This is a genomic window from Bacillus sp. 22190 (assembly GCF_052045575.1).
GTDB lineage: Bacteria > Bacillota > Bacilli > Bacillales > Bacillaceae > Bacillus > Bacillus altitudinis.
Genome location: NZ_JBQEPF010000023.1, coordinates 1 through 16,458, shown reverse-complemented (window position 1 = coordinate 16,458; position 16,458 = coordinate 1). Strand labels below are relative to the sequence as shown.

General features: G+C 41.6%; 17 protein-coding genes. 12 read left to right on the top strand and 5 right to left on the bottom strand.

The window, feature by feature from the left end:
• Positions 1 to 57: 57 nt before the first annotated feature.
• Together ACTJKA_RS18925 and ACTJKA_RS18920 are read right to left on the bottom strand one after the other, a co-directional pair.
• Positions 58 to 1,593, bottom strand: a complete 1,536-nt coding sequence (locus tag ACTJKA_RS18925) for a glycoside hydrolase family 10 protein (RefSeq protein WP_440607899.1) — start codon at positions 1,591 to 1,593, stop codon at positions 58 to 60.
• Positions 1,594 to 1,617: 24 nt separating this feature from the next.
• On the bottom strand, positions 1,618 to 2,505 hold the full coding sequence (locus tag ACTJKA_RS18920; protein WP_008346636.1) for a tyrosine-protein phosphatase: 888 nt from the start codon (positions 2,503 to 2,505) through the stop codon (positions 1,618 to 1,620).
• Between the two features lie 90 nt (positions 2,506 to 2,595).
• Between ACTJKA_RS18920 and ACTJKA_RS18915 the strand changes: the two genes are divergently transcribed.
• Both ACTJKA_RS18915 and ACTJKA_RS18910 read left to right on the top strand, forming a co-directional pair.
• The gene (locus tag ACTJKA_RS18915) at positions 2,596 to 3,348 is read left to right on the top strand and encodes a DeoR/GlpR family DNA-binding transcription regulator (RefSeq protein ID WP_017359514.1); all 753 of its coding nucleotides are present in this window, start codon (positions 2,596 to 2,598) and stop codon (positions 3,346 to 3,348) included.
• Positions 3,349 to 3,469: 121 nt separating this feature from the next.
• On the top strand, positions 3,470 to 3,859 hold the full coding sequence (locus tag ACTJKA_RS18910) for a tautomerase family protein (RefSeq protein WP_440607898.1): 390 nt from the start codon (positions 3,470 to 3,472) through the stop codon (positions 3,857 to 3,859).
• A gap of 34 nt (positions 3,860 to 3,893) precedes the next feature.
• Here ACTJKA_RS18910 and ACTJKA_RS18905 read toward each other — a convergent pair whose 3' ends face one another.
• Positions 3,894 to 4,448 (bottom strand): hypothetical protein, encoded by a 555-nt coding sequence (locus tag ACTJKA_RS18905; RefSeq protein WP_017367394.1) that lies wholly within the window; start codon positions 4,446 to 4,448, stop codon positions 3,894 to 3,896.
• A gap of 124 nt (positions 4,449 to 4,572) precedes the next feature.
• Here ACTJKA_RS18905 and ACTJKA_RS18900 point away from each other — a divergent pair, with 124 nt between their 5' ends.
• The 6 genes from ACTJKA_RS18900 (at position 4,573) to ACTJKA_RS18875 (ending at position 12,312) form a co-directional block, all read left to right on the top strand.
• Positions 4,573 to 5,706: a CdaR family transcriptional regulator gene (locus ACTJKA_RS18900; RefSeq protein WP_414092503.1), complete on the top strand. Its 1,134-nt coding sequence runs from the start codon at positions 4,573 to 4,575 to the stop codon at positions 5,704 to 5,706.
• A gap of 77 nt (positions 5,707 to 5,783) precedes the next feature.
• Positions 5,784 to 7,193, top strand: a complete 1,410-nt coding sequence (gene glcD, locus ACTJKA_RS18895) for a glycolate oxidase subunit GlcD (RefSeq protein WP_440607897.1) — start codon at positions 5,784 to 5,786, stop codon at positions 7,191 to 7,193.
• Entirely contained in the window at positions 7,190 to 8,536 is a 1,347-nt protein-coding gene (locus ACTJKA_RS18890; RefSeq protein WP_019743947.1) for a (Fe-S)-binding protein, read from the top strand. The genes glcD and ACTJKA_RS18890 overlap by 4 nt, the downstream gene beginning before the upstream one ends.
• Before the next feature lie 78 nt (positions 8,537 to 8,614).
• Positions 8,615 to 10,102, top strand: a complete 1,488-nt coding sequence (locus ACTJKA_RS18885; protein WP_019743946.1) for a spore germination protein — start codon at positions 8,615 to 8,617, stop codon at positions 10,100 to 10,102.
• Positions 10,103 to 10,114: 12 nt separating this feature from the next.
• Positions 10,115 to 11,215, top strand: coding sequence for a GerAB/ArcD/ProY family transporter (locus ACTJKA_RS18880; RefSeq protein WP_017367399.1), 1,101 nt, complete (start codon positions 10,115 to 10,117; stop codon positions 11,213 to 11,215).
• Positions 11,212 to 12,312 carry a Ger(x)C family spore germination protein gene (locus tag ACTJKA_RS18875; RefSeq protein ID WP_345910912.1) on the top strand — a complete coding sequence of 367 codons (1,101 nt, stop codon included), beginning with the start codon at positions 11,212 to 11,214 and terminating at the stop codon, positions 12,310 to 12,312. Before ACTJKA_RS18880 ends, ACTJKA_RS18875 begins: the two co-directional genes overlap by 4 nt.
• Positions 12,313 to 12,355: 43 nt before the next feature.
• On the opposite strand, the gene ACTJKA_RS18870 is transcribed toward ACTJKA_RS18875, so the two are convergent.
• Complete coding sequence (locus ACTJKA_RS18870; RefSeq protein ID WP_341041815.1) at positions 12,356 to 12,586, bottom strand: excisionase family DNA-binding protein; 231 nt, start codon at positions 12,584 to 12,586, stop codon at positions 12,356 to 12,358.
• Between the two features lie 155 nt (positions 12,587 to 12,741).
• On the opposite strand from ACTJKA_RS18870, the gene ACTJKA_RS18865 reads away from it, so the two are divergent.
• From ACTJKA_RS18865 to ACTJKA_RS18855, 3 genes are read left to right on the top strand one after another with little or no spacing between them, the layout of a single operon-like run.
• Positions 12,742 to 13,161 (top strand): GtrA family protein, encoded by a 420-nt coding sequence (locus tag ACTJKA_RS18865; protein ID WP_144680472.1) that lies wholly within the window; start codon positions 12,742 to 12,744, stop codon positions 13,159 to 13,161.
• A 4-nt stretch (positions 13,162 to 13,165) separates the two neighbouring features.
• Positions 13,166 to 14,047, top strand: coding sequence for a UTP--glucose-1-phosphate uridylyltransferase GalU (gene galU, locus ACTJKA_RS18860; protein WP_282833703.1), 882 nt, complete (start codon positions 13,166 to 13,168; stop codon positions 14,045 to 14,047).
• Between the two features lie 53 nt (positions 14,048 to 14,100).
• The gene (locus ACTJKA_RS18855) at positions 14,101 to 14,703 is read left to right on the top strand and encodes a DedA family protein (protein WP_007499192.1); all 603 of its coding nucleotides are present in this window, start codon (positions 14,101 to 14,103) and stop codon (positions 14,701 to 14,703) included.
• Positions 14,704 to 14,742: 39 nt separating this feature from the next.
• Here the strand turns inward: ACTJKA_RS18855 and ACTJKA_RS18850 are convergent, their stop codons facing one another.
• A complete protein-coding gene (locus tag ACTJKA_RS18850; protein WP_345910913.1) occupies positions 14,743 to 15,564 on the bottom strand; it encodes a uroporphyrinogen-III synthase in 822 nt (273 codons plus the stop codon).
• A gap of 148 nt (positions 15,565 to 15,712) precedes the next feature.
• On the opposite strand from ACTJKA_RS18850, the gene ACTJKA_RS18845 reads away from it, so the two are divergent.
• Complete coding sequence (locus tag ACTJKA_RS18845; protein ID WP_007499188.1) at positions 15,713 to 16,333, top strand: acetate uptake transporter; 621 nt, start codon at positions 15,713 to 15,715, stop codon at positions 16,331 to 16,333.
• The last annotated feature ends 125 nt before the right edge of the window (positions 16,334 to 16,458 follow it).

Genomic DNA, 16,458 nt, shown 5'->3' with positions numbered 1-16,458 from the left:
AAATAGAGAAAGCAAAAAAGCATAAATGGAGGAAAACCCTCATTTATGCTGTCTTTGTTATTTTACTGTTTTTGTAGAAGGTTTGCTTTCATGATGAAGGCGATTGAGTGCCGTCACTTTATAGGTATAGCTCTTCTTTTGATTGGCTAAAATGTCTTTCGTTTGAGTGAAGGAACCAGTTTCTTTTCTGACCGTTTGCACAAATTCGTATGTCCCTTTATTCGACAATCGATAGACTGCATAATAGGATGCACTAGAGCGCGGATCATTTTGTATTCGTAAAACTGCACCATCCTCTGTCTTTTTCACAGATTGGATGATTGGTTTTTTTGGCGCTTTTTGATGAAGCCATGGCATCTCTGGTATGAGAGCCGGTTTGCTATAGGTTTCTTCTATTAATCGTTTCTTTACATTCAAGGGATTCCGATTGATATCTTTCAGACTAAAATGCATGCTTCCTTGTACGAGCTGTGACTGCCTGTTCAGCTCGATCTGGCGAAAATACTCCTCGGGATCAGACCAAGCAGGATCACTGTTTTGATTGATTTTATACGTCGCTTGACCAATGTACAAATGAACAGGCTGCCCCTTCACTTCATTTGACCACCATTTCGTCAGCACATCATAGGCAGCGGGTTGAAAGCCAATACTCCAATAAATTTGCGGGGTGATATAATCAATATGGTGCTGCTGTATCCACTCTCTTGTATCAGCATACAAATCATCATAATTGGTCATCCCTGCTGTTGTGTTTGAACCGGTTGGGTCATCTTTTATGTTGCGCCATACACCAAATGGGCTAATACCGAATTTCACATACGGCTTTTCTTTCTTAATGGTGTTATTGATTTGCTTCACTAGATCGTTCACATTATCTCTTCGCCAATCTTCTATATGTGTGAATTTCTGACCGTAAGTTTCATACGTTTCTTGATCTGGAAATGGCACACCAGCGATTTTATTCGGGTAAAAATAATCATCCATATGCACCGCATCAATATCGTAGTTTTTCACTACTTCCTCTATCCCGTCAACAATGAAGTCCTGAGCATCAGGAATGCCTGGATTAAAGTACAGCTGATTTCCGTAGGCGATGGTCCACTCAGGGTGTGCTCTTGCAGGATGATCGGCTGATAACCGGTTGAGATCGGTATGATTCATGGTGATTCGATAAGGGTTAAACCAAGCATGAAATTCAAGGCCGCGTTTATGTGCTTCTTCTATCATAAATTCAAGCGGGTCATATCCAGGGTCTTTCCCTTGTGTACCAGTCAAATATTCAGACCATGGCCCGAATTTCGACGGATAAAAGGCATCTGCTGTTGGTTTAATTTGCATGATGACGGCGTTCATATTCATCGCTTTGATGTCGTCTAACAGTTGAATGAACTCTTGTTTCTGCTCATCTGCGGGCAGTCCTTTCTTTGAAGGCCAATCTAAGTTATAAACTGATGCGACCCACACTGCACGCATCTCTCTTGTGCTCTCAAGCTTCCCTTTTGGCATCGAACGAGCTAGACTGCTAGACGGAATCAATAAGAAGACACCCATGAAAACTAGTGTCAGAACCGTCATACTGATCTTTTTCAGCATGGTTTGCATCACCTCATATTAAGTTTATTCTGCGTTTTGTGATGGAATGCCAGCAGATGGTGTAAGCAAGATGTTTTTCATTTTAAGTAGCTGATCTTTCGGGACGTCGCAGGCTTCTAGTAAATACCGCTCTGCACTTCCGTATGTATCCATCATCTCATTCAGTACATCTTCAAGATAATCTTGCTGCACACCAAGCAGGGGCTGAATTTGTTCTTTTGACACCCGATATAAACTCATCATGCGAACAAATCGTTCTTGTCTTTTCACTAGCATTTTCACGCCTTCATTGGAACGCATGTATTCACTTAAAACGGTATGCACCGGCACACCCGCTGCTAATTGAATAAGAGCAGATAAAAAGCCTGTACGGTCCTTTCCGCTTGTACAGTGAAGCATAAGCGGATAATTTTTTTCATCGGACAGTAATGTAAACAATTGCTGAATCTCTTTTTTTCGCTCATAGAGCATGCTTTGATATACATCTTTCATGATCGGTGTAAAGGATAGAGATTTTCCTTCTGCTATCAGCATACGAAACATGGTCCATTTGCTAGGCATCATGCTGTCAGGCTGCATAGGGATATGAACAATTTTGTCATGTTCCATGATCTTTGGCGGGTGTGATTTTCGTTCTGAGCTTGTACGCAGGTCACAAATCGTTTGAATTCCAAGTGTTGAGAACGTCATTATGTCTTGCTTCGTGAGACGTGATAAATCAGCAGATCGATAAATCATTCCTTGTTTGATGACCATCTGATCCGTTGTTTGGAGTCCCCCTACCTCTCTAAAATTTGCAAGCTTTGAAAATTGTATGTTGTGTTCATTCATAGAAGTGAAAATCCTTTCTATCCTCTTTTCTCTATCATACGCTTTTATGAAAAATGAGAAAAGATAAGAGAAAAAGATCATTCGATTCTCCCATGTTGATCAGTGACATCTTTTACGTGGAATTATTGTTATAATAGAACTAGCATATTCGTATTGATTGGAGATTGTAGCATGATAAAAACAAAACGTATTCAGCAAATAAAAGAGTATGTATTTGACCGGGAATCTGCCTCTCTTGATGAGCTTGTGACGCATTTTGGCGTCTCAAAAAACACCATACGCCGAGATGTACAAGCATTGGTAGAATCCGGCGTGCTAAAGAAAGTGTACGGCGGCGTCGCTGTGAATCACTCAACATTGGTGGTGTATCAGGAGCGAAAGACTCGTCAGCTGAGTAAAAAACAATTGATCGGACAGGCAGCCGCTGCTTTTGTTGAACATGGTGATATGATTTTTGTTGATTCTGGTACAACGACACTGGAGATGCTTCCCTATTTGAAGGAGAAACGGATTACCGTTGTGACAAATAACGTGGATTTCATTACACAGGCTATGCCTTATGAACACCTCACCATCTTTTCAACCGGGGGTATGCTAGAGCGAAAAACAAATTCTTTCGTTGGTTATCAAAGTGTTGAGCGTCTCAAAGCATACAATGTCAATAAAGCATTTATTGCATCAACTGGTTTATCCATTGATCATGGCGTCACGAATTCCTCCCCGCTTGAGACAGATATTAAAAAAACGCTCGTTGAAAAAAACGCCAAAACCTTTTTATTAGTCGATGATAGTAAGTTTGACCATTATGCCTTGACCACGTTTTGTGACTTAAAAGACATAGACATCGTCGTGACGAATGAACAACCAAATGAAGATTACCTTCAATATGGAAAAGAGCATGATGTGAAATTTGTCACGCCTTAGTCCAGAGCGAAAAAGCCAAGCGCCAATGTTTTGGCTTTTTTCTTATGCGCAAAAGAGTGAACCGGCGAAGTGTTGGTTACATTATGATTGTATATTAAACACATATTTGGAGGTTGACCTGATGCCGTTGTTACGATTTGACGTGATAGAGGGCCGTTCAAAAGAGGAATTAAAAAAACTGCTGGACACCTGCCATGAAGCAATGGTTGATGCCTTTGGGGTACCTGAACGAGATCGCTATCAAATTGTTCATCAGCACCGCCCTGAAGAAATGATCATCGAAGACACTGGGCTTGGTTATCCGAGAACAAAGGATCTGGTTGTCATTAGTGTTGTCAGTAAACAGCGGACGAAAGAGCAAAAGGAACAGCTTTATGCACAAATCGCAGAACGTATAGAAAAAGAATGCGGGGTTGCCAAGTCGGATGTGATGATCTCCATCGTGAAAAATGGAGACGCCGATTGGAGCTTTGGGATGGGTGAGGCTCAATTCATAAGAGGATGGCTCTAAAAAAACGGCTCAGGAATGTGAGCCGTTTTTTGATTCATTCATTTTCAAGCTGCATGAGCAAGTTGAATAAATAGCGGTACACTGCTGAGATCACACCAATCAAAGGTGTATCTTCTTTGATGTCCTCTAGTTCAAGAAGCGGAATGTTGATATCAAATAACCCGTCTTGCCCATTAAATTGAAGCTGAGCACCATTTAATGTTGAGAGCATCTCTTTTAGTAATCCAGTATCTTTTTTAGGACGCTTCAATCCGAATAACACGGTATACGTCTGAAATACTTCATCCCATTCTATGGCAAGTCCGTCGGCTCTCACCACATCAAACCACTTCGACTCGATATAAATGAATTCTTTTTGTTGTTTTTTTACGTATGTAAGAGGTGTATTTAAAAAGGAAGCATTTTCTGTTTGAATCATTTCCTCCGATTCCTTGTCTACACGTTCTATATAAACATCAGCAAAGCGTGCTTCTTCTGTCATTTTTGCCCCTTCTAGCGGCCAATTTTGACTTGCGGCTTTGTTATATTCAAAGTCGGTGAGCGCCTGCCCTTCTTTCAGTAAATCTTGTAAGCGATTTTGCAGTGACATGGCTGTGTCTCCTTTCATCTACTTCATATGCGTTTTTATTTTAGCATAACACATGAAAAGAAAGATATGCCTGAGCATATGATGGTATGATAGTGGAAAAAGAAACATCTCGGAGGGGACCGTTTTGCTCACAATGACACTGGCAGAAAAAATCGTAGATGAGGTCAAAAAGGTACTGACGGAAGAAATCATCATCACACAAACAAACGGTACCATTATTGCTGCAACAGATCCAGCACGCATTGGTCAATTTCATGAAGGAGCATATGTCACATCCTTAGAAGGGCAGAAACGAATTCTCACAAAGGATGATGTGCTGCAGATGAAAGGCGTCAAAGCCGGTATCAATCTGCCTATTTATTTTAAACAAGAAGTCATTGGGGTCATTGGAATGACAGGTGATCCTAGGCATGTCTCCCCTTTTGGCGACATTTTACGGAAAATGACGGAGCTGCTCATTCAAGAACATGAATTTTTTCAAGAAACGGAAACAGATGAACGGCAGCTTGAAGCATTTGTGTTCGACTGGCTTCATCTGCCAGAGACAGCGGCAGGTATGACCGAGAAGGCGCAGCGGCTTGGCCTTGATGTCAACAAGCAGCGTGTCGCTATTCTCATTGATTGTCAAGACGAATCGTTTATGAAGCAGGATCAATACAAACTGATGAAGGACAAACTGCAACTCACCAATCAGGAGATCATTGTGCGCTGGGGGCATGCACGTTTTTTGCTCATGCTACAAGCCACACCAGATGGTCGTGATACATGGCACAAGCGCTTGTTCCATATTCATGCTGCGCTCACAGCGCTGTCACCATCGAGGATTTTAATGGGGGCAGGAAAACCAGCAGCTTCTCATGTCATGAAGCAGTCCTTTCATCAAGCGTTTCGCGCTTTAAAATTGGCGCATGCTGAAACACCCATTGTGTTTGATGAAGATTTGACGCTTGAACTTTTTATGGAGGAAATCAGTCAGGAAACAAAAGATGCGTTTCTTGATCGAACGATTGCGTCCCTTTTCTCCTATCCAGAACTAGTGAAAACATTGCGGGTACTCATCGCTTCGGATTACTCATTGAAACATACAGCAGAAGCTATGCATGTCCATATTAATACACTTCATTACCGATTAAAACGGATTCAGGATTTAACGACACTTGATCCAAAGCGTATGCAAGATGCGATGCTTTTTTATTTGGCCTTGCTGCTTTTAGATCATGATACAAAAAATACGATAAAACAGCCTGATATTTTGTAGAATCGTCTATAGTCATGTGACGGTTCTTTTTTTATACTGGTAGAAACGAGACGTTAAATGAGCGGGAGTGATTGTATATGCTAGATTCAGAATTTTCAAATCAATTAAAAGATATTGTCGGTGCGCCTAATGTCCAAGACAGCAAGGCGGATCGTCTTGCCTACTCTTATGATGCGACACCAAATTTTCAACAGATGCCAGATGCGATCGTGCGGCCTCACACGGCTGAAGAAGTGCAGCAAATTGTGAAACTGTGCGCCTCTTACAAAGTGCCGATCGTCCCAAGAGGCTCAGGGACGAATCTGTGCGCAGGAACATGCCCTACTCAGGGCGGATTGGTAATTCTCTTTACTAGAATGAATCAATTATTAGAAATAGACGAAGAAAATTTAACCGCAACGGTGCAGCCTGGCTTAATTACGCAGGAATTGATTCATCAAGTAGAGGAAAAAGGTCTCTTCTACCCGCCAGACCCAAGCTCTATGAAAATTTCCACATTAGGCGGCAATATTAACGAAAATTCAGGGGGGCTGCGGGGGTTAAAGTATGGAGTGACAAGGGATTATGTCCTTGGGCTTGAAGTGGTTTTGCCAAATGGTGACATCATCAAAACAGGCGGAAAGCTTGCAAAAGATGTCGCTGGATATGATATGACTCGATTGTTCGTTGGTTCAGAAGGAACACTCGGGATTGTCACAGAAGCGGTGCTAAAGCTCCTGCCGCTTCCAGAAACGAAACAAACAATGCTTTGTTTATACGAAAGCCTTGAAGAAGCTGCGACTTCTGTATCGGCCATCATTGCTGAGCGTATCATTCCTGCTACATTAGAATTTATGGATCAGCCGACCCTTGAAGTCGTTGAAGATTTTGCAAACATCGGCCTGCCTACTGACGTTCAAGCTGTGTTATTAATTGAACAGGACGGCAACCCTGAAGCTGTTTCTCGTGATATCCAAAAAATCGCAGAAGTCTGTGAGCAACACGGGGCTACAAGCGTCAAGATTGCACATTCAGAAGAAGAGGCAAGTGCTCTCTTAACAGCGAGACGCTCTGCTTTATCTGCCCTCGCTCGATTAAGTCCTACAACGATTTTAGAAGATGCTACCGTTCCCCGGTCTGAAATTGCCAATATGGTTCGTGCAATTGAAGACATTGCACGAAAGTATAAGGTGAACATTTGTACGTTTGGTCATGCAGGTGATGGCAACTTACACCCCACTTGTGCGACAGATGCAAGAAATGAAGAAGAAATGAAACGGGTAGAAGCTGCCTTTCAGGCCATTTTTGAAAAAGCCGTTGCACTTGGCGGCACGATTACAGGCGAACATGGCGTGGGTCTTATGAAAGCGCCCTATTTGGAGCTGAAGGTCAAAAAAGAAGGAATCGCTGCCATGAAGGCGATTAAACAGGCACTTGACCCTGCACATATCATGAACCCAGATAAAGTGTTTGGAAAAGCCTCAAGAAAGCGAGTGGTGGTCTCATGAGTTCTTCTTCTAAGCAAAAAGAGATCCAGCAGCAGTTTCAGGAGCAAATGGATGAAAAGGAGCTGCTTAATTGCATGCGCTGCGGATTCTGCCTCCCTTCCTGCCCTACTTATATTGAATCTGGACAACAAGAAACGCACTCCCCTCGGGGCCGAATTGCGTTAATGAAAGCTGTAAGAGATGGCGTCATTGAGCCAGATGAAGATGTTGAACATTCCCTTAATCTTTGTCTTGGCTGCCGTGCATGTGAACCAGTCTGCCCTTCTGGCGTCAAGTATGGACAGCTGCTAGAAGATGCAAGAGACATTATTCAACAACATAAAAAACAATCGTTTCCCGTCAAATTGATGAGACGTGTTGTGTTTAAAGGTCTCTTTCCGTCACAAAGTCGTATGCGACAAGCTGCTAGTTTTCTTCGATTTTATCAAACATCTGGTCTGCAAACAGCCGCCAGAAAGACGCGCATACTGAAGGTGCTTCCCTCCCATTTACAGTTGATGGAACAGGCACTTCCAAAGGTGCCGCCTCAAAAGAAAAAGAAAAAACGTTTGAATGAATATAAAGCCATTGGTCAGGCAAAAAAACGGGTGGCGTTTTTTACTGGCTGTTTAATGGATACAGTTTTCTCAAACACAAACAAAGCGACCATTCATCTCTTACAGCTGGCAGGCTGCGATGTGATCGTTCCTCCTATACAAACGTGCTGCGGCGCGCTACATGGTCATAGCGGAGAAAAAGACCAAGCAAAACAGTTAGCCAAGCGGAATATTGAAGCATTCGAGGAAACAGATGCCGATGCGATTGTCATGAACGCGGGCGGCTGCGGCGCCTTTTTAAGTGATTACGGTCATTTGCTTCAGGATGACCCAGATTTTCAAAAACGAAGTAAAGCCTTCTCACAGAAAATAACCGATATTTCAAGCATCCTTGTAGAGCTGGAATTTCACCGCCACTTGCCACTGGCTTTGCCAGCGCAAGTGATCACCTATCAAGACTCCTGTCATTTACGAAATGGGATGAATGTACAACAGGCGCCGAGGGTGCTCATGAAAGCCATTCAAGGGGTAACGTTTAAAGAAATGAAAGATGCTGGCCGCTGCTGCGGATCTGCAGGAATCTACAATATCTTGCAGCCAGACATGTCGATGCAAATTTTAGATCATAAAATGACGGAAGCGAACAACACAGCTGCAGCTGCCATTGTGACGTCGAATCCAGGCTGTCAACTACAAATGGCAGCAGGCGTCAAAAAGGCAGGACATATGCCTAGCATGAGAGCGATTCATCTGGCTGACTTTTTATTAGAAGCCGTTCAATATGGAAAAAAAGCGTCCAGTTCATGAAGCTGAACGCTTTTTTTATGCATATCTTCAGAAGATCGGTTGGATAATAGAGGCAAATCGCGGAAGGAGATGGTTCAAGTGCTGAAGAAAAACAAATCAAAACAGAAAGACCCGAATTCAGTATTTGAAGCATTATCGCGCTCTTCTGATTTTATCAATGAATTATCAAGTTCCGGAGGTTTTCTTTACAGAATTTCTTTTTTTCGATCTTTAATTAATGGCAATCTCCTTCATGAACAAATCTTGCCTTTTATTCAACAATTGCATCTAACACCCACCCTTGAAGAGTTGAAAGAACACATCCCAATTGAACAAGCTGTGATTACGAAGGACCTTCAAAAAGTGGAAGAAGCTCTTCATCGAGGCAGTATTGCTGTTCGGATTGAGACAGATTGGGGCAATACGCTTCTCTTGCCGATTGAAGAAAAGAAAGGCAGACAAGTGGGCCCGCCTGAGATTGAATTCGGAATCATTAGTGCGCAGGAAGCATTTGTGGAAGGGCTGGACACAAACTTAAACTTGATTAGGCGCAGGCTGCCCACTCCTGACCTTAAAGTAGTTGAACACACAGTTGGTACCCTTTCTCAAACGAAAGTAGCCGTTGTATACATAGAGAATATCGCCAACCCGCAGAACATTGAAACCGTTCTTCAGCGGATTCAAGATGTTGACTATGACCAAATTCTAGATTCTAATTATCTTGCGCAAATGCTTTATGATGTGTCCAATACAATCTTTCCATTGTTTTTAAATACAGAACGGCCAGACAGGGTTTCCTCAGGTTTAACGGAAGGAAAAATAGCCATTATGGTTGACGGTTCGCCTCATACCCTGCTTGCACCTACAATTTTACTCGAGTATTTTTCTACAATGGAAGACTATAACATGTCTTGGATCGCAGCATCCTCCTTTCGGCTGTTACGCATTTTTGCTGTGATTTTTTCTATTTTTGCAACCCCTTTGTATGTAGCAGTTTTAACGTTTCACTATGAACTGATTCCCAAGGACTTATTAGAAACGATCGTAGCATCACGTTATCTCGTGCCCTTTCCGCCTATTATTGAAGCATTATTTTTAGAGATATCGATTGAGCTGCTTAGGGAAGCCGGGTCTCGCCTTCCTGCAAAAGTCGGACAGACGCTCGGGATTGTTGGAGGTATTGTGATAGGACAGGCTGCGGTTGCAGCGGGATTAACAAGTAATATCCTGCTCATTATCGTCGCATTATCAGCTCTTGCCTCTTTTGTCACTCCTATATATAAAATGGGGACAACCATTCGTCTCTTACGTTTCCCATTTCTTTTTGCTGCACAAGTGTGGGGAGCGCTAGGGATTTCGCTAATGGGGGCTTTTCTTCTTACACATTTAATGAAATTAACGTCTATAGGACAACCTTACTTAGAGCCAATCTTTCCACTTCGATTGGCCGATTTAAAAGGTAGTTTGATTCGGCCCCAACTCCGCTTTTTGAAAAAACGTCCAGAAAATTTACGGCCGCAAAATGAAACGATACACCGCCAAAAGCCAAAGCAAGGCCGTAAGGGGAAAAATGATTTTTATGAATAAGGAAGTGAAGGCATGAGCTCTTCTTCTGTGAAAGAAAAATTTCAAGTATCCCCTTTTTTTGTGTTTTTTCTGATCAATGCCAATCAAGTAGGTGTTGGTATTTTAAATTTCCAGACGAATCTTGTCCGGACGATTAATAATGATGGGTGGATCGCCATTTTAATTGCTGGTGCAAGCGTCAATTTGATGATCTTCCTCATTTACTTTTTGTTTAAAAAAGCACCTTCTGACGAATTTAGTGACATTACGCAATCTGTGTTTGGTAAATGGCTCGGACAATTCATCAACATTCTCTACATTTTGTATTTTTCTTCATTGTCTTTGATTGTGCTTGTTCATTATATGGATGTAATCCATGTTTGGCTGTTTAAAGAAATTCCTGGTCTTTTATTTGCATCAGTGCTGCTCATCCTCGTCTATTACATTCACACAGGCGGATTTAGAACAATCGCCGGTTGGGCATTCTTTAGCATTGTCCTAACGTACTGGATGACCTTTATCTGTTTTTATGTCATGAAATATAGTCACATCCGGTTTATGTTCCCAATGTTTGATCATTCATTTTCACAACTCATGATGGGGGTCAAAGATGCCTCTTTATCCATGTTTGGTTTTGGAACATTGCTTGTCTATTATCCCTTTATTAAAAAGGCACAAACGTCGCAAAAATTTGCACATATGGGAGTGTTGCTGACTACATGCCTGAATTTGCTTGTATTTCTCGTCTCTATTGCGTACTACTCAAGTGCTCAGCTCAAACTAACGAAATGGCCAACATTGACATTAACCAGCATTGTCAAACTTCCGTTTATCCAGCGCTTTGAATTTATTGAAGTGTCGCTATGGCTTTTGCTTATCGTTCCAAATATCGCCATTCCATTATGGGCAGCCAGCAGAATGGCAAAACAAGTGTTTCACACGAGCCAGCGCACCACGTTAATAGTTCTCAGCCTTCTCATTCTCGTCATGTTTTCATTTTTTATTAGAGCTACCTCATTTGAGACATTTAATAAATGGGTGGAATATAGCGGATACATCCTCGTCTATGGATTGATTGGATGTATGATCATTGGGCTGCTGCTGAAAAAAAGGTGGGTGAAAAAACGAACATGAAACATTATATTCTGGTGTGTCTCATGTTATTGAGCCTTTTCTTAACGAGCTGTGCACAGCCTCGTCTCTTAGATGAATTAAGTATCTCGCAGGCGGCGGGATTTGACTTATTGGAAGATGGAGAAATGAAGGGCTTCTTTGTTTTCCCTGTTTTTAAAAGCGAAGAACAAGGAAGTTATCAAATTGTAAGTGCTAAGTCAAATACCATTAGTAATATTCAGTTTCTTGTGTCGGAAAAATCGCCTTTCCCCGTTGTCATGGGACAAGTACTCGTGATTTTAATAAGTGAAAAGCTGGCGAAAGAAGTGGGTATGATTGATTTGATGAATTACATTTATCGTGATCCGATCATTGGGTCCCGTCAAGTATTTGCCATAGTAGGCGGAGAAGTTGAAGATTTGTTGTATACAAAGATGAATCAAACCAACTTAAATATCGGTGTATATCTTTCAGATTTACTGGCTCAAAACATGCGAAACGGCAATCAACCTGTGACCAATCAGCATATTTTTATGAATCAGATGATGGCAAAAGGCGTGGATGCCTACCTCCCTTACATTAAAAATACAAGCAACTCTATTAAAGTGTCAGGTGTCGCTCTTTTTGATCAAGAAAAAATGGTTGGGCATATTCCAGGGGAAGATACGTTTACGTTTAAAGCGATGATTGAAACTCATAAAAATGGGATTTATGAGTTTCGATTTAATGACACAAAGAAAACCCATGTTGTCATTGAAAATATCAAATCACATGTGTCTTATCACATTAAACCAACTGAAAACCTTTCAAAAAAGCCTCATATCACCATTGATATCAAGCTGAAAGGTGAGTTAAAAGAATTCATGAAATCAAAAAAAATCGATACGCCTTCTATCTTGCAGCATGTTGAAAAAGAAGTGGAGAAGCGTGTGGCCCAGCAAGGAAGAGACCTTGTTCAATCCTTTAAAAAGCAAAAAATTGATCCACTTGGACTTGGTTTGAGATATCGCTCTAAAGATAAAGCCATGACACCGGAGAAATGGCAAAAACTCTACCCAGATGCAGATGTTCAAGTGAATTGTCATATGAACATTGTTCAAACGGGTGTCAGCCAATAAAAAAGACTGTATGAAAAGGTTCTCCCTTCTCGTACAGTCTTTTTTAATCTTCATCTTTTACGTCCGGGTCCTCAGGGATTGGTTCATTTAAGATGTCTTGAATGAGCTCTTTATATTGTTCTAGCTGTTTCATATGGGTTTGAAACTGCCCTTGATAAATGAGATACGATTCCCTGTCAAATACGTAACGAATCTTTTTTTGCTGGATTAATTTTTCAACATATGCTTCTGATACTTCTAAGTATTCAGCTGTTTCTCCAATTGTTAAATACATGCATGTGCACCACCGTTCGTTTCATCTTACAAATTATATCACGAGCTGGTGAAAAAACAGATATCGCTTGTTCATGTTTTTTTCATCTTTTCTTCACTGATTCGTCAACTCGCTTTTGTACAGTATTCATACACCCACTCAAACACTAGGAGGTGATGATCCTTCGCATGACAAAGAAAAATATTCGGACCTATGTCACATTTTTAACTATAGGCGCAAGCAATACGATGATTGACTTTCTGTTCTTCTTTTTTTTCACTGCTTGCTTTGTTCCCTCTTTTCTTGCACAGTGCCTGTCCTATACAGCAGGAATGCTGAACAGTTATGTTTGGAATCGAAAATGGACGTTCCAAGTAAAAAAGAAAGCGGATAGGTGGGAATGGATCAAGTGGGCCACAGTCAACGGCGTCGCGTGTCTCCTCACCTATGTTGTCTTATATGTCATGCAGCAAGCAGGTTTCTCATTATTCATTAGTAAAGCGATTGGTACCCTTCTTGGCATGATGATCACTTTTACTGGAAGCCGCCTATGGGTGTTTCCATCAGAAAATAAACGATCAGAAATGGAGCGATGATTCAATGAACATCAAAAAAGCCGTTATACCAGCAGCCGGATTAGGCACACGTTTTTTACCCGCAACGAAAGCACAGCCAAAGGAAATGCTACCGATTATCGACAAACCCGCCATTCAATACATAGTTGAGGAGGCTGTTCAATCAGGCATTGAAGATATACTGATTATCACAGGAAGAAATAAAAAATCGATTGAAGATCACTTTGACCGTTCGATTGAGCTAGAACACACGTTGCTTGAAAAAGGAAAAAAAGAACAGCTGGCTGAAATCAAACATATTGCGGATATGGCCAATATTCATTATATTCGTCAAAAGGAGCCCTTAGGTCTTGGACATGCGGTATTATGTGCACGTCATTTTACTGGAAACGATCCTTTTGCGGTGCTTTTAGGTGATGATGTCATGGTGTCAAAAAGACCTGCACTCTCTCAGCTCATGGACGTCTTTGAAGATAAACAAAGAGAGGTCATTGGCGTCCAGCAAGTGGATCGTCTAGATGTCAGTAAGTATGGTATGATAAGACCAGCTAGAGTAGACGGTCAAGTGTTTGAAGTCACAGACTTAGTGGAAAAGCCAGCTATTCATGAAGCTCCTTCCGATTTAGCCGTGATGGGCAGGTATCTGTTAACACCATCGATTTTTCCTATTCTACAAGGAATCGAGAGAGGTGCCGGGAACGAAATCCAGCTGACAGATGCCCTGAAAATCATTGCACATGAATCACCCATTTATGCAAAACAATTAGATGGGATGAGATTTGACGTTGGTGATAAGCTGGGCTCATTTAAGGCAGCGGCTGAAATTGGATTGATGCGTCATGATATGCGGCCAGCCATGCTAGCATATATGCAAAGCATACTCATGAGAGAAGCAAAACAAGCATAGGCTCTTATAAGGATGCTTGAAGAAAATTCGTATTTAAAGGCAGAGTGAAATGAATGGGAACCTTGTTTAATGAAATTTTAACCTGGCTGACAAGCCTTGGTTACGCAGGTGTTGCACTTGGACTGATGATTGAAATTATCCCGAGTGAAATTGTACTTGCCTACGGCGGATATATGGTGTCAACAGGAAGCATTGGATTTGTTGGAGCCGTCATCGCTGGGGTGATTGGAGGAACACTTGCCCAGTGCTTTATTTACTGGATCGGCCTTTACGGCGGAAGACCTTTTTTAACAAAGTATGGGAAGTATTTATTCATCCATGAGCATCATATTGCCACGGCAGAACGCTGGTTTGACCGATATGGAACGGGTGTCGTATTTACAGCTCGTTTTATCCCAGTCGTGCGCCACGCGATCTCAATTCCAGCTGGTATTGCAAAGATGCCATTTCTGAAATTTGTTCTTTTGACCGGATTAGCCGCCATCCCTTGGTCCATCCTATTTATTTATCTTGGAATGCAGCTTGGGACAAAATGGGACCACATTCAAAGTGTCGCTCACACGTATACAACACCAATTATGGTCATTGCCATCGTTCTCATCGTACTGTATTTCGTTTTGAAAAAAATTCGCACAAATCGAAAACGGACAATCTAACGAAAACGCCTTTCACTCGTCATGTGAAAGGCGTTTTTTCTATGCGTGCGTCGATTGTTTTTTCATATATTGAGATAATTCCATAATCATTGCACCCATTCTTTCAAGTGAAGGGGCTAGAATTCGGCTTATCCCCTCTTCTTTTAATGCTTCAGCTGTGACTTTTCCAACAGCTACAGCTAATACATGCTGCTCGAATAGATGTTGCAGTTCTTCTTTTTTGCCCCATTCTTCTGCTAGTTTGAAAAAGGCATGAACCTGAACAGCGGTTGTAAAACAAACGGCATGGACCTTCCCTTCTTTCATTTCTTGAAGCAAAGTGTCCGCCGCCTCTGGTTCAGGGGGCGTGTGCTGATATGGCATGAGCTGCAAAACGTCTGCTCCCTTGTGATGTAAAAAATCAATGAGAGCTGGTGCATTTTCGCCGTGAAGCTGCACCATGACCCGTTTACCTTGAAGTTCTTTGTCTTCTAACTTTGAAATGAGGTCACGAACGGTTCCATCTTCATCAGAAACATCTGGCTGAATGCCGTGTTTTTTTAGAGCCGCAAACGTTTTGTATCCTCTTGAAGCGATATGGGCACTTGATAAAATGTTCATAAATGCTTCTCCAAGCTGCAGCTCTTGTGCACTTTCAATTAATGTGTCTGTGCCGATACCCGTTGTTAAAATGACCCAGTCAGCTCCCTTCTTTACAAAGGTTTCTATGCCTGGCTTCAATTCCTCTTTGGCTAAAAATACAGTGCCCTGAAGAGAACGAATAACAGCTTGTCCTCCTTGCTTTTCAACAAGTGTACGCATTTCTTCTGTTTTTCTTGTTCCGCATATGGCAATGGTCTTTCCAGCTAAGCCTTTACTCATTCTCATCCCTCTTTTTCTATCACATGTATGATGTATTGTATTAAATATAGATTTATTTGGAAGACGTTGCAAGTGTCTACTAAAAAAGAGCTTGACGTTTCTATCGAATTCGAGTATCTTTTGTAAGTGCAAATTGTAGGAGGTCATTATGGAAAAACAGAATGTTCAAGCAATTCGATTATCAATCGCAGACCCAACACCACTTGGTTTGTTTGGTTTAGCAATGGTGACGCTTGTTGCGTCTTCACAAAAACTAGGAATCACAGATGGCACATCCCTTATTTTACCTTGGGCTATCTTCCTTGGAGGAATCGCGCAGCTGATTGCGTCCATACAAGATTCAAAGCATCATAATATTTTTGGAGCCACTGCCTTCGGCGCATTCGGTCTTTTTTGGATGGGCGTTGGAACCACTTGGCTCATTCAAGCGGGCGTTTTTGGGAAAACGCTTGCGGGAGCTGCGGACCCAAAACAACTAGGTTTTGCTTTTATTGGTTATTTGATTTTCAGCTTATTTATGACGATCGGTGCAATGGAAACACATAAAGTATTGTTTTTGATTTTCGTCTTTATTGATTTCTTATTCATTGGCCTGTCCCTAAGCTCGTTTGGTGTGATGTACGATGTGACTCATACGATGGCTGGTATTGCAGAATTGATTATTTCTCTTCTTTCATTTTATGGTTCTGCAGCTGTTGTGCTGAATACACATTTTGGTCGTACAGTACTGCCAGTTGGACAACCATTTCGCGTGTTTACTAAAGCATAAATAAAAAAGAACTGCTCTTGGCAGTTCTCAGATTGTAGAGAAACTCATGTTTTTCTACAATCTTTTTTATTTTCACCATCATTATGATAGATGAGATTGAAGGAAAAACATGAAAAAGACCTCCC

What these genes read in the sequence shown, in the direction of transcription:
- ACTJKA_RS18845 (WP_007499188.1), top strand. Translation starts at nt 15,713, where the DNA reads ATGGAAAAACAGAATGTTCAAGCAATTCGATTATCAATCGCAGACCCA.
- ACTJKA_RS18925 (WP_440607899.1), bottom strand. Translation starts at nt 1,593, where the DNA reads ATGCTGAAAAAGATCAGTATGACGGTTCTGACACTAGTTTTCATGGGT.
- galU (WP_282833703.1), top strand. Translation starts at nt 13,166, where the DNA reads ATGAACATCAAAAAAGCCGTTATACCAGCAGCCGGATTAGGCACACGT.
- ACTJKA_RS18875 (WP_345910912.1), top strand. Translation starts at nt 11,212, where the DNA reads ATGAAACATTATATTCTGGTGTGTCTCATGTTATTGAGCCTTTTCTTA.
- ACTJKA_RS18855 (WP_007499192.1), top strand. Translation starts at nt 14,101, where the DNA reads ATGGGAACCTTGTTTAATGAAATTTTAACCTGGCTGACAAGCCTTGGT.
- glcD (WP_440607897.1), top strand. Translation starts at nt 5,784, where the DNA reads ATGCTAGATTCAGAATTTTCAAATCAATTAAAAGATATTGTCGGTGCG.
- ACTJKA_RS18880 (WP_017367399.1), top strand. Translation starts at nt 10,115, where the DNA reads ATGAGCTCTTCTTCTGTGAAAGAAAAATTTCAAGTATCCCCTTTTTTT.
- ACTJKA_RS18905 (WP_017367394.1), bottom strand. Translation starts at nt 4,448, where the DNA reads ATGTCACTGCAAAATCGCTTACAAGATTTACTGAAAGAAGGGCAGGCG.
- ACTJKA_RS18870 (WP_341041815.1), bottom strand. Translation starts at nt 12,586, where the DNA reads ATGTATTTAACAATTGGAGAAACAGCTGAATACTTAGAAGTATCAGAA.
- ACTJKA_RS18850 (WP_345910913.1), bottom strand. Translation starts at nt 15,564, where the DNA reads ATGAGTAAAGGCTTAGCTGGAAAGACCATTGCCATATGCGGAACAAGA.
- ACTJKA_RS18890 (WP_019743947.1), top strand. Translation starts at nt 7,190, where the DNA reads ATGAGTTCTTCTTCTAAGCAAAAAGAGATCCAGCAGCAGTTTCAGGAG.
- ACTJKA_RS18865 (WP_144680472.1), top strand. Translation starts at nt 12,742, where the DNA reads ATGATCCTTCGCATGACAAAGAAAAATATTCGGACCTATGTCACATTT.
- ACTJKA_RS18920 (WP_008346636.1), bottom strand. Translation starts at nt 2,505, where the DNA reads ATGATCTTTTTCTCTTATCTTTTCTCATTTTTCATAAAAGCGTATGAT.
- ACTJKA_RS18910 (WP_440607898.1), top strand. Translation starts at nt 3,470, where the DNA reads ATGCCGTTGTTACGATTTGACGTGATAGAGGGCCGTTCAAAAGAGGAA.
- ACTJKA_RS18915 (WP_017359514.1), top strand. Translation starts at nt 2,596, where the DNA reads ATGATAAAAACAAAACGTATTCAGCAAATAAAAGAGTATGTATTTGAC.